This window comes from Blautia segnis (assembly GCF_014287535.1).
Classification (GTDB): domain Bacteria; phylum Bacillota; class Clostridia; order Lachnospirales; family Lachnospiraceae; genus Blautia_A; species Blautia_A acetigignens.
In genome coordinates this window covers 43,495-55,540 of record NZ_JACOOT010000036.1, presented here as the reverse complement: position 1 = coordinate 55,540, position 12,046 = coordinate 43,495, and the positions used below count along the sequence as shown (strand labels likewise).

11 protein-coding genes are annotated in these 12,046 nt (G+C 48.1%); all 11 read left to right on the top strand.

All coding sequences use genetic code 11. The features are described from left to right. Nucleotides 1-33 precede the first annotated feature (33 nt). The gene (locus H8S54_RS15300) at nt 34-1,062 is read left to right on the top strand and encodes a DUF1385 domain-containing protein (protein WP_021926408.1); all 1,029 of its coding nucleotides are present in this window, start codon (nt 34-36) and stop codon (nt 1,060-1,062) included. After that, the gene (gene prmC / locus H8S54_RS15295) at nt 1,059-1,937 is read left to right on the top strand and encodes a peptide chain release factor N(5)-glutamine methyltransferase (protein ID WP_117851135.1); all 879 of its coding nucleotides are present in this window, start codon (nt 1,059-1,061) and stop codon (nt 1,935-1,937) included. Before H8S54_RS15300 ends, prmC begins: the two co-directional genes overlap by 4 nt. A gap of 26 nt (nt 1,938-1,963) precedes the next feature. Further along, the gene (gene prfA / locus H8S54_RS15290) at nt 1,964-3,037 is read left to right on the top strand and encodes a peptide chain release factor 1 (protein ID WP_021926406.1); all 1,074 of its coding nucleotides are present in this window, start codon (nt 1,964-1,966) and stop codon (nt 3,035-3,037) included. Between the two features lie 90 nt (nt 3,038-3,127). Then, nucleotides 3,128-4,042 (top strand): sugar phosphate nucleotidyltransferase, encoded by a 915-nt coding sequence (locus H8S54_RS15285; protein ID WP_186901759.1) that lies wholly within the window; start codon nt 3,128-3,130, stop codon nt 4,040-4,042. 22 nt (nt 4,043-4,064) lie between these two features. Further along, a complete protein-coding gene (gene glmM, locus H8S54_RS15280; RefSeq protein ID WP_021926404.1) occupies nt 4,065-5,411 on the top strand; it encodes a phosphoglucosamine mutase in 1,347 nt (448 codons plus the stop codon). Between the two features lie 2 nt (nt 5,412-5,413). Then, nucleotides 5,414-6,499, top strand: coding sequence for a tetratricopeptide repeat protein (locus H8S54_RS15275; protein WP_243176848.1), 1,086 nt, complete (start codon nt 5,414-5,416; stop codon nt 6,497-6,499). 205 nt (nt 6,500-6,704) lie between these two features. Next, the gene (gene hflX / locus H8S54_RS15270; RefSeq protein WP_173765695.1) at nt 6,705-7,940 is read left to right on the top strand and encodes a GTPase HflX; all 1,236 of its coding nucleotides are present in this window, start codon (nt 6,705-6,707) and stop codon (nt 7,938-7,940) included. A 94-nt stretch (nt 7,941-8,034) separates the two neighbouring features. Then, nucleotides 8,035-9,066, top strand: coding sequence for a M42 family metallopeptidase (locus H8S54_RS15265; protein ID WP_021926401.1), 1,032 nt, complete (start codon nt 8,035-8,037; stop codon nt 9,064-9,066). 4 nt (nt 9,067-9,070) lie between these two features. Next, nucleotides 9,071-9,739, top strand: a complete 669-nt coding sequence (locus H8S54_RS15260) for a response regulator transcription factor (RefSeq protein WP_021926400.1) — start codon at nt 9,071-9,073, stop codon at nt 9,737-9,739. Then, the gene (locus H8S54_RS15255; protein ID WP_186901758.1) at nt 9,736-10,719 is read left to right on the top strand and encodes a sensor histidine kinase; all 984 of its coding nucleotides are present in this window, start codon (nt 9,736-9,738) and stop codon (nt 10,717-10,719) included. Before H8S54_RS15260 ends, H8S54_RS15255 begins: the two co-directional genes overlap by 4 nt. Before the next feature lie 28 nt (nt 10,720-10,747). Further along, on the top strand, nt 10,748-11,818 hold the full coding sequence (locus tag H8S54_RS15250; RefSeq protein WP_021926398.1) for a PTS transporter subunit IIC: 1,071 nt from the start codon (nt 10,748-10,750) through the stop codon (nt 11,816-11,818). Nucleotides 11,819-12,046: the final 228 nt, after the last annotated feature.

Genomic DNA, 12,046 nt, shown 5'->3' with positions numbered 1-12,046 from the left:
GCAGGCGACATGTCCGATTTACAGGAGGATAAAATGAAACCATCAAATATCGGTGGACAGGCTGTTATGGAAGGAATTATGATGCGTCATAAGGACAAGTACTCCATTGCAGTCCGCCGTCCTGACAATGAAATTGAGCTGAAAGTAGAAGACTACAAATGTATTTTCGGCAAGGCCAAGATCTGGAGAAAGCCCATTATCCGCGGAATGGTAAGCTTTGTGGATTCCCTGGTAACAGGTACCAAGTGCCTGATGTACTCCGCAGAGATCGCAGGAGATGAGGAAGACGAGGAGGAAGCTAAGAAAAATGCCTCCCTCTCCGCTGAAGAATTAGAAGCCAAGAAGAAAAAAGAGGACAAGGCATTCAAGGCACTGCTGTATGTGACCGTTGCCATTTCCATTGTCATTTCCATTGCGGCATTTATGCTGCTTCCCTATGTGCTGGCAAGCCTTTGCCGCAAGGTTGGGGCATCTGAAGTTATCGTTACCATTGTAGAAGCTTTTGTGAAGCTGGCACTGTTTATGGGATACATGCTTCTGATCTCCAGAATGAAGGATATTCAGAGAACCTTCATGTATCACGGCGCAGAGCACAAATGCATCAACTGCGTGGAGAACGGCAAGCCCCTTACCGTAGAGAATGTGCTGGAGAGCTCCAGATTTCACAGACGCTGCGGTACCAGCTTCCTTTTCCTGGTTATGCTGGTAAGTATTTTCCTGCACTTTATCTTCGTGCTGGTGCCATCCTACTGGCTGCGCCTTTTCGGACGTCTGCTCATGGTGCCCATCGTATCTGGAATCTCCTTTGAGATCATCCAGTGGGCTGGAAGAACGGACAGCAAGTTTGCCCTTATGATGAGCAAGCCGGGAATGGCAATGCAGAAATTTACCACCAAGGAGCCTACAGCTGATATGGCAGAGGTTGCCATCAAGGCAGTAGAAGCCGTGTTTGACTGGAGAGCATACTTAAAAGAAGAATTTGGTCTGGACATTCCATATGAGAATGAGAATCCAGAAGGGGAGAGTCAGGAGCATGCATCTGAAGCAGGTGCTGCCAAATGACATCCCTGGAAGCATTATTAAAAGAAGGAACGAAAGTTCTGGAAGAAAAGAAAATCCAGGAAGCCAGGTTAGACGCTTGGCTTCTTTTGGAGTATGTGACAGGCGTAAGCCGCGCTCTTTATTTTGCTGACCCGAAGAAAGCGGTAGAGGAAGAGAAGGCGGAAGAGTACAGAAAGCTGATCGTCTTAAGAGCCGGTCACATTCCTTTGCAGCACATCACCCATCAGGCGTATTTCATGGGCTTTGAATTTTATGTGGATGAGAATGTGCTGGTTCCAAGACAGGACACAGAGACGCTGGTGGAGAAAGCACTGGAGATTCTGGAGAATCAGGAGAAACCGCGGATCCTTGACATGTGCACCGGATCAGGCTGTATTTTATTAAGTCTTCTTGCCATGAAAGAGGGGGCATCCGGAACAGGCGCTGACATTTCCCCTCTCGCCCTTAAGGTGGCGAAACAGAACGCAAAAGGGCTGAATGTGGCAGATCGGGCGGAATTTGTGGAAAGTGACTTGTTTTTATCACCTTTTTTTGCAGAAACTACTGGTAAAGCACTGCCAGTATATGATATTCTTATTTCGAATCCCCCTTATATCAGAAGTGCAGTGATCGAGGATCTTATGGAAGAAGTGAAGGGACACGATCCCAGAATTGCGCTGGACGGCCATGAGGATGGATTGTATTTTTACCGGAGGATCGTATCGGAGGGTAGTGCCTATGTGAAAGAAAATGGCTGGATGCTGTTTGAAATCGGATACGACCAGGGGGAGGATGTGTCGAAGCTGCTTGAGAAAGCCGGTTTTCGCCAGGTGCAGGTGATCCAGGATCTGGCAGGACTGGACCGGGTAGTGATCGGACAGAAACCCCATAGATAAAAGAAAGAAATAACAGGAGGAAAACCATGTTTGACAAGTTGGATGATTTGCTCATACGTTTCGAGGAAGTTCTGAACGAGCTTGGTGAGCCGGATGTAACAGCGAACCCGGATCGTTTCCAGAAGCTGATGAAAGAACAGAGCGACCTGCAGCCAATTGTGGATACCTATAAGGAATATAAGAAAAATAAAGAAACCATTCAGGACAGTCTTTCCATGCTGGAAGAGGAGAAGGATGAGGAAATGCGTGAGATGCTCAAGGAAGAGCTTTCAGACGCCAAGAAGCGTGTGGAAGAGCTGGAGCATGAGCTGAAGATCCTGCTTCTGCCGAAGGACCCTAACGATAACAAGAACGTTATCGTGGAGATCCGTGCAGGCGCAGGCGGAGATGAGGCTGCTCTTTTTGCGGCTGAGATTTACAGAATGTATGTGAAATACGCAGAATCCAGACGCTGGAAAACAGAAATGATGAGTCTGAATGAGAACGGAATCGGCGGATTTAAGGAAGTTACCTTTATGATCAACGGTGCCGGAGCTTATTCCAGACTGAAATACGAAAGCGGCGTGCACCGTGTACAGCGTGTGCCGGAGACAGAATCCGGCGGAAGAATCCATACTTCCACCTGTACAGTTGCAATCATGCCGGAAGCAGAGGAAATTGATTTCCATCTGGATATGAATGACTGTAAGTTTGACGTATTCCGTGCATCCGGAAACGGCGGTCAGTGTGTCAACACCACAGACTCTGCGGTTCGACTGACCCATATTCCTACCGGAATCGTAATTTCCTGTCAGGATGAGAAATCCCAGCTGAAAAATAAGGATAAGGCTCTGAAGGTCCTTCGTTCCCGTCTGTATGAGATGGAGCTTGCAAAGCAGCACGATGCAGAGGCTGAGGCAAGAAGAAGCCAGATCGGTACAGGGGACCGTTCTGAGAAGATCAGAACCTACAATTTCCCGCAGGGACGTGTGACGGATCACCGCATTAAGCTGACCCTTCACAGACTGGATAATATTCTGAACGGTGACCTGGATGAGATCATCGACAGTCTGATCGCAGCAGACCAGGCTGCAAAGCTGAGCAATCTGCAGGAACAGTAAAAGGCGTATACCGGGAACCTTGTAAATACAAGTTTCCGGATACCATATATTAAAATAAAAAAACATGGACTAAAACGGGAGGGTACACCTATGAAAAAAACAGCCCTTGTAATTATGGCTGCCGGAGTTGGAAGCCGCTTTGGAAATGGAATTAAACAGCTTGCACCAGTTGGACCAAACAGTGAGATCATCATGGATTATTCCATCAGAGATGCACTGGAAGCAGGATTTAACAAAATCGTATTTATCATCCGCAAGGATCTTGAGGAAGAATTTAAGAGCACCATCGGTGCCCGCGTATCCAAGATCGCGGAAGTAGCATATGCATATCAGGAGATGGAGAAGCTTCCGGAAGGTTTCACCAAGCCTGCAGACAGAACCAAACCATGGGGAACCGGACACGCAGTCATCTGTGCGAGAGAGTTCCTGACCGAGCCATTTGCAGTTATCAATGCAGACGATTACTATGGCAAGGAAGCTTATGTAAAGGTTCATGATTATCTGGTTCAAGATCAGCCAGAGGATGATATCCTTCATATCTGCATGGCTGGATTCCGCCTTGGCAATACACTGAGCGACAATGGAAGCGTTACCAGAGGTCTTTGCCATATTACAGACGGCAAGCTCACAGGCGTAACAGAGACTCACAATATCTTTAAGACTGCAGACGGCGCTGAGAGCCGCGAGGACGGACAGCCAGTAGAGAAGCTGGATCTGAACGAGCTGGTTTCCATGAATATGTGGGGACTGACACCGGCATTTATGGATACTTTATATAACGGATTCGTAGAGTTCCTTGAGAATGTGAAGCCGGGAGATATCAAGGCAGAGTATCTGCTTCCGGTTATGATTGATGAGCTGATCCAGAAGGGCGCTGCACAGGTAGATGTACTTGAGACAAAGGACACCTGGTTCGGCGTTACATATCAGGAAGATAAAGAAGTTGTAATCAAGGCATTTAAAGAGCTTACAGAAGCTGGAGTTTATCCAAACGGACTTTATTAATGCCATAGGAGGATGATTAGTTATGGGAAAATATTTTGGAACAGACGGATTTCGAGGAGAGGCAAATGTTCAGCTGACTGTTGACAATGCTTTCAAGGTAGGACGTTATGTAGGATGGTATTACGGACGTGACCATAAGGCCAAGATCGTAATCGGCAAGGATACCAGAAGAAGCAGCTACATGTTTGAGTACGCTCTGGTTGCAGGTCTTACCGCTTCCGGTGCAGATGTTTATCTTCTTCATGTAACCACCACACCAAGTGTATCCTTTGCAGTTCGTACAGAAGATTTTGACTGTGGTATTATGATCTCCGCAAGCCATAACCCATTCTATGATAACGGAATCAAGCTTCTGAACGGAAACGGACAGAAGATCGAGGCTGAGATTGAGGAGCGTATCGAGGCTTATATTGACGGCAAGATTGAGGAGCTTCCTCTTGCCCGCAAGGAAGACATCGGACGCACCATCGACTTTGCTTCCGGACGTAACCGCTATATCGGATACCTGATCTCCATTCCAAGCCGTGACTTCAAGAACGTAAAGGTTGGTCTTGACTGTGCAAACGGAAGCTCTTCTGCCATTGCAAAGAGCGTATTCGAGGCACTTCAGGCGAAGACCTATGTGATCAACAACCAGCCGGACGGAACCAATATTAACACAAACTGCGGTTCCACCCATATCGAGGTTCTGCAGAAATATGTAGTCGATAACGGACTGGATATCGGATTTGCGTATGATGGAGATGCTGACCGCTGTATCGCAGTGGATCATCGCGGAAATATTATCGACGGCGATAAGATCATGTATGTATGCGGCAAATACTTAAAAGAGCAGGGCAAGTTAAACGGCAATACAGTCGTTACCACTGTTATGTCCAACATGGGTCTTTACAAGGCTCTGGAGCGTGAGGGAATGCGTTACGAGCAGACCGCAGTAGGTGACAAGTATGTAGCCGAGAATATGCTTGCAAACAACTACAGCATCGGCGGAGAGCAGTCCGGACATATTATTTTCAGCCGCTATGCAGCTACCGGAGACGGTATCCTGACTTCCCTGATGGTAATGGAAGCATGCGTAGACAAGAAGTCCACCTTATGCGACCTTGCAAAAGAGATGAAGGTATATCCGCAGGTACTTCGCAATGTGCGTGTAGCAGATAAGAAAACTGCCCGTGAGAACCCGAAGGTAGTGGAGGCTGTAGAAGCGGCTGCTAAAGCACTTGGAGATTCCGGACGTATTCTGGTTCGTGAGAGCGGAACAGAGCCGCTGATCCGTGTTATGGTGGAGGCTGAGACAGATGAACTCTGCCATCAGTATGTAGACAGTGTTGTAGATGTAATGGAAGCCGAAGGGCTGATCGTTGGTTGAGAATGAAAATCAGAAAAACAGCAGTGATGCTTGCAGCCTGCATGGGGATGACCCTTCTGGCAGGCTGCGATAGTGAACAACAGAAGACTTTTAATGAAGCTGTGAAGGATCTGGAGCAGGGAAGCTATGAGTATGCCCTGGATGAATTTACCCAGTCTGTAAATAACGGGATCAGTCTGGCCGTTTCCTATCGTGGAATTGGAATCTGCCAGATGCGTCTTGGCAATTACGAGGACGCCATCAGTGCTTTTACCAGTGCACTTAGTTCTGATAAGGTCAGCAAAACGATGGCGAAGGATCTTTACCTGTATCGTGCTACTGCAAGGCTGCAGGCAGGGCTTTTGGATGATGCTATGGCAGACTGCCAGACGCTGGCCCAGAAGTATGAGATGGATGCAGACTGCTGGTTCCTGAGCGGCAAGGTGGCGCTTGCCATGGATGGGTATGATGAGGCTTCCTCTGATTTTGAGCAGGCCTATGGCGAGGATTCCAGCTATGACCGCGCCATCCAGATTTATGAGACCTATCTGGAAAAGGATATGGAAGCGGACGGGACCAGATATCTGGAAGCCGCCCTGTCCTCAGAGGCCAAGGATACAGATGACATGTGTGACCGCGGCAGGATCTATTACTATATGGAGGACTACGGGAATGCCAAAACAGAGCTGACGAATGCATCCAGCAAGGGAAGCACAGAGGCGGTTCTCCTTCTTGGAATGGTTTACGGCGCGCAGCAGGATTACGTAAATGCAAGAGCCATGTATCAGCAGTACATCAATAAGATGCAGGACAATACAGAGAAGAATTCCACAAAAACAGCAGCTTCCGGTTACAATGGCCTGGCTGTATGCGATATAGCAGAAGGGAATTACGACTCTGCACTTGAGAACATTAACAGCGGTATTGCAGCTGCATCGGATGATGAAATGCAGAGCCTTCTGTTTAATGAAATCGTTGTTTATGAGAAAAAGCTTGATTTTTCCACTGCTCAGGAGAAAGCCCAGTCTTATGTAGGCATGTACCCGGAGGATGAGGAAGCGGCTCATGAGCTTGCCTTTCTGAAATCCAGGACAGGAGCTGGTGAATAAGCACAGAAGAGAATGCGCAGATTACGGAATGAGTTTTTCATATGTTTTAAGCCGCCGCACTGCGATAAAAAAGGATCGGTAATTCACACAGGATTATCGGTCCTTTTGCAAATAAAGATTTTGTGCTATACTCAAGCAGATAAACAGAGATGCTGCCTGCAGGCAACATTACCTTATAGAAAACAAAAGTCCGAAAGGAGGATTTATGGAATATATTGAAGAGATACAGGAGCGGGTGATTCTGGTGGGCGTTCAGCTGGATGAGAACGACAATGTGAAGGAATCCCTGGATGAGCTGGAAGAACTGGCAGATACAGCTGGCGCAGTGACCGTTGGCAAGATCATCCAGAACCGTGAGACCGTGCATCCCGGAACCTATATTGGAAAAGGCAAGATCGAGGAGGTACGCGCTCTGATGCTTGCCACAGACGCAACGGGAATCATCTGCGATGATGAGCTTTCCCCTGCACAGATGAACAATCTGGAGCATGAGCTGGAATGCAAGGTCATGGACAGAACCCTTTTGATTCTTGATATTTTTGCCAAGCATGCCACCACAAGCGAAGGTAAGATCCAGGTAGAGCTTGCCCAGCTCCGTTACCGTGCTTCCAGGCTGGTTGGTCTTGGCGCTTCTTTGTCCAGGCTCGGTGGTGGAATTGGAACCAGAGGTCCCGGAGAGAAGAAGCTGGAAAGCGACCGCCGTCTGATCCGCAAAAGGATTACTGCTTTGAAGGAAGAACTTTCCCAGGTAGAGAAGCACAGGGAGCTTCTTCGCACCGGAAGAACCCGGGGCAAGATGAAAACAGCAGCCATTGTAGGTTACACAAACGCCGGAAAGTCCACCCTTTTAAATACCCTTACAGGTGCTGGGGTGCTTTCCGAGGACAAGCTGTTTGCAACCCTGGACCCGACTACAAGAGCGCTGACACTGGACGACGGACAGCAGATCCTTCTTACAGATACTGTTGGATTTATCCGCAAGCTTCCCCACAATCTGGTGGAAGCATTTAAGAGTACTCTGGAAGAGGCGAAATACGCGGACTACATTATTCATGTGGTAGACTGCTCCAACCCGCAGGCGGAGCAGCAGATGGAAGTGGTTTATGATACGCTGCATGAGCTGGAGGTACAGGGCAAGAAAACCATTACGCTGTTTAACAAAGTAGATGTGGGAGCGGCCATCCGCATGCGTGACAGCATGGCAGATCACACTTTGAAGGTATCTGCGAAAACAGGAGATGGCCTGGACGAACTGAAGGCACTTCTGGAGAAAATCCTTTCTGAAGAGCAGATTTATGTGGAAAAGCTTTTCGGTTATCAGGAAGCCGGCAAGATCCAGCTGATCCGGGAATATGGACAGCTGCTTTCTGAGGAATATACAGACAGCGGAATTATGGTGAAAGCGAGAGTTCCGCAGGAAATCCATGGGAAAATTATGTAAGGAAAGGGGCAGTCAGGTGCCGCTGACAATTGCATAAACAGGTTGAAGAATTTAGAAAAAATGTTTTATTATTTGAAAAACAGGAGATAAAATCATGGGAAAATACACAGATTACATTATGAAAACAGCACAGGATCTGCTTGCAGTGCCAAGCCCAAGCGGTTTCACGCATATGGCAGCAGAGTTTGTGAAAAAAGAATTCGAAAAGCTTGGTTATGAACCGCAGATTACACAGAAAGGCGCAGTTCTCGTAAAGCTGGGCGGCAAGGACGACAAAAATGCAGTAGTTCTGGCTGCGCACATGGACACCCTGGGCGGTATGGTTTGCCAGATCATGGACAATGGACGTCTGAAGCTGACCAACATCGGCGGCATGAACCCCAACAATGCGGAGGCAGAGAACTGCAAGGTTTACACCAAATCCGGCAAGGTATACGACGCAACCTTCCAGCTGGAGAACGCATCGGTTCATGTAAACGGAGAGTACAGCGATACCAAGCGTACCTATGACACCATGGAAGCCATCCTGGACGAGCCGGTGAAAACAAAGGAAGATGTGAAAAAGCTTGGAATCATGACCGGAGATTTCGTCTGCTTTGACCCAAGAACGGTTGTAACCCAGAGCGGATACATTAAGAGCCGTTTCCTGGATGATAAATTCAGCACAGCCATTCTTCTTGGCTATGCCAAATATCTGAAAGAGAAGAAAGTAGAGACTGAGCGTACCATCTATGTTCTGATTACTTCCTATGAGGAAGTGGGACACGGCGGATGTGCGGCAATCCCGGATGGAGTAACAGAGATGATCTCTGTAGATATGGGCTGCGTCGGTAAAGGATTGGAATGCGATGAGACGATGGTTTCCATCTGTGCGAAGGACAGCATGGGACCGTACGACTACCAGGTAGTTTCCGGTCTTATTAAGGCTGCGCAGGAGAATGACATTGCATTTGCAGTGGATGTGTATCCGCATTATGGTTCTGATGTAGACGCGGCTCTGAAGGCTGGATACGATATGAAACACGGCCTGATCGGACCTGGTGTTTATGCTTCTCATGGTTATGAGAGATCACACAAGGATGGAGCGAAGAATACGCTGAAGCTTCTGAAGGCATATTTAGGGTAAAAAAATGTATAAAATTTTAGTAGTGGAAGATGACGAGACCATCGTGCAGATTGTCAAGCGTCATCTGCAGTCCTGGGGCTATGAGGTTTTTCAGGTGGAGGATTTCGCACATGTGATCCAGGAATTTGTGCAGAAGGATCCCCAGCTGGTGCTTCTGGATCTGAAGCTGCCTTTTTACAACGGCTTTCACTGGTGCGAGGAGATCCGGAAGATTTCTCAGGTTCCGGTTTTGTTCCTGTCCTCAGCGGCAGACAACATGAATATGGTTATGGCCATGAGCCGTGGCGCAGATGATTTTATTGCCAAGCCCTTTGACCTGGATGTGCTGGCTGCCAAGGTGCAGGCTGTGCTTCGGCGCACCTACGCATTCGGACAGAACAGCAGTCTTCTGGAACATAACGGCGTAGTTTTGAATCCTGGAAACGGCACCATTTCTGCCAATGGGCAGCAGGCAGACCTGACGAAGAACGAACTGAAAATCCTGCAGATTCTGTTTGAACATCAGGGACGCGTGGTATCAAGAGATGCCATTATGACCAAGCTGTGGGAAAGCGACAGCTTTGTGGATGACAATACCCTTACCGTAAACATCACAAGAATCCGCAGAAAGCTGGAGAGCCTGGGAATCCGGGATTTCATTGTAACCAAAAAAGGCCTGGGGTATATGGTATGAGAGAATATCTGAAAACCAGATGGCAGAGCTGGGCGATGGCAGCAGCAATGCTTTTGATGGCGGTGATAGTGCTTTTCCTGTATGATGTTCCACTGGAGCCTGTGGGCTATATTGCGGTTCTTGTAATCATCTGTGAGACAGGATTCCTGATCTGGGGATATTGCAAATACCGGAAAAAGCAGCAGAATCTTTTGTATATAAAAGACAACGGCGCCCTTGCACTGGAGCACATGGAGGCGCCGGAGAATGAGAATGAGGCGCTTTACCAGGACATCTGCAGGCTGCTTGATGAGGAAAGAATCAAGGCCAGGAACCAGAGCAGTGCGCTTGGCACAGAGCTGATGGATTTTTACACTATGTGGGTTCATCAGATCAAAACCCCTATTGCGGCATCCAGGCTCCTGCTTCAGGAGGAAGAACTAAATCCCGGGGAAATCCAGAATGAGCTTTTCAAGATCGAGCAGTATGTGGAGATGGTTCTGGGATATCTTCGTACCCAGGATCTGTCCTCGGATCTTTGCCTGGAAGAAGTGAATCTGGATGAAATCATAAAGGATCAGATCCACAAGTTTGCCCGGATTTTTGTTGGGAAAAAGCTGTCCCTGGATTATGAGGGCGTGGAAGAAACGGTGCTTACGGATAAAAAGTGGCTAGGCTTTGTTATTGGCCAGATCCTTTCCAATGCATTGAAATACACGAAAAAAGGGAAAATCTCCATCTATATGAGTAAAGCAAGGTCCCATACACTGGTGATTGAGGATACGGGAATCGGAATCCGCCAGGAAGATCTGCCCCGTGTTTTTGAAAAAGGCTTTACCGGATACAATGGCCGGGAAGAGGGGCGTTCAACCGGAATCGGGCTTTATCTTAGCGGAAAGATCATGAAGAAACTGGATCATGGAATCCGCATAGAGTCCGAGCTGGGAAAAGGAACCAGGGTGTTTCTGGAGCTTGGCAGGAAGAAGATGGATCTGTATTAAGCACGTTGTGTGGGGATAAGGAGAGAGTATGAAAGCAATTAAGAAAATCTTGAACAACATTTTTATCGATGGTCTGAGCGGGATGGCCCTGGGCCTGTTTTCTACGCTGATCATCGGAACCATTCTGAAGCAGATCGGCGATCTGATGGGCGGCACCTATGGCGCTTATTTAAGTACCTTTGCGGTGATTGCCCAGCGACTTACCGGAGCTGGAATCGGTATTGGAGTTGCGTACAAATTCCGGGAGTCTACGTATGTACTGTTGTCCGCGGCAGCAGCGGGAATGATCGGTGCCTATGCATCCAATCTGATTGCAGGAACCTTGCTGTCTGACACTGGGGCACTGGTATTAGCAGGTCCTGGAGAGCCCCTTGGTGCATTTGTTGCAGCTTATGTGGGAATTACTGTGGGAAGACTGGTTGCCGGGAAAACAAAGCTGGATCTGTTGATCACTCCGGCGGTTACCATTTTGTCCGGCGGTACAGTTGGAATTTTAGTGGGGCCTGGAGTGTCAAGATTTATGACCTGGCTTGGTAATCTGGTAAACTGGGGAACTGAGCAGCAGCCTGTTTTGATGGGAATTATTGTTTCCGTTGTTATGGGAATGGTGCTGACGCTGCCCATCAGTTCGGCTGCCCTTGGAATTATCCTGGGATTAAATGGTGTGGCAGCAGGCGCGGCAACCATCGGATGCTGCTGCCAGATGATCGGATTTGCAGTGACAAGCTTTAAGGATAACGGTGTGGGCGGACTTTTTGCCCAGGGAGTGGGAACTTCCATGCTGCAGATCCCCAATATTATGAGACGGCCGCTGATCTGGCTGCCGCCTACACTGGCGTCTGCAATTTTAGGTCCCATCGCTATTATCGGACCGTTCCATATGACAAACAATGCCACTGGCTCCGGCATGGGAACCTCCGGCCTGGTTGGACAGATCATGACTTACCAGACCATGACAGCGACAGAGGAGCCTGTGCTGGTTATTTTGAAAATCATAGTATTTCATTTCCTGCTTCCCGGTCTGCTGTCCTATGTGATCTATCGAGGAATGCGCAACATGGGATATATCAAGGACGGCCAGATGAAGCTGGATGTGTAAAAAGACGGGAATTAAGCTTGCGCAGCAAATGCATTTTTGGGCATCACAAAGCGTGTTGCCGGGCAAAGTGGACGGTAATTTGCTTGTAAAGTGCAGAAAAAGATATTGACATCTAATACACGTTAGAATATACTAACAACAGAAGGAACCTATTGTCTCAGTTTGCAGGCGAACCCCATAGTGGTTTTGAGGAAAACTGTGACAACTGATCTACAGGGAACCTGAAAG

Bases quoted from the DNA above. Each gene is read 5' to 3' on its own strand.
- H8S54_RS15265 (WP_021926401.1), top strand. From the start codon at position 8,035: ATGGGAAAATACACAGATTACATTATGAAAACAGCACAGGATCTGCTT.
- prfA (WP_021926406.1), top strand. From the start codon at position 1,964: ATGTTTGACAAGTTGGATGATTTGCTCATACGTTTCGAGGAAGTTCTG.
- prmC (WP_117851135.1), top strand. From the start codon at position 1,059: ATGACATCCCTGGAAGCATTATTAAAAGAAGGAACGAAAGTTCTGGAA.
- H8S54_RS15260 (WP_021926400.1), top strand. From the start codon at position 9,071: ATGTATAAAATTTTAGTAGTGGAAGATGACGAGACCATCGTGCAGATT.
- H8S54_RS15300 (WP_021926408.1), top strand. From the start codon at position 34: ATGAAACCATCAAATATCGGTGGACAGGCTGTTATGGAAGGAATTATG.
- H8S54_RS15250 (WP_021926398.1), top strand. From the start codon at position 10,748: ATGAAAGCAATTAAGAAAATCTTGAACAACATTTTTATCGATGGTCTG.
- H8S54_RS15285 (WP_186901759.1), top strand. From the start codon at position 3,128: ATGAAAAAAACAGCCCTTGTAATTATGGCTGCCGGAGTTGGAAGCCGC.
- hflX (WP_173765695.1), top strand. From the start codon at position 6,705: ATGGAATATATTGAAGAGATACAGGAGCGGGTGATTCTGGTGGGCGTT.
- glmM (WP_021926404.1), top strand. From the start codon at position 4,065: ATGGGAAAATATTTTGGAACAGACGGATTTCGAGGAGAGGCAAATGTT.
- H8S54_RS15255 (WP_186901758.1), top strand. From the start codon at position 9,736: ATGAGAGAATATCTGAAAACCAGATGGCAGAGCTGGGCGATGGCAGCA.
- H8S54_RS15275 (WP_243176848.1), top strand. From the start codon at position 5,414: ATGAAAATCAGAAAAACAGCAGTGATGCTTGCAGCCTGCATGGGGATG.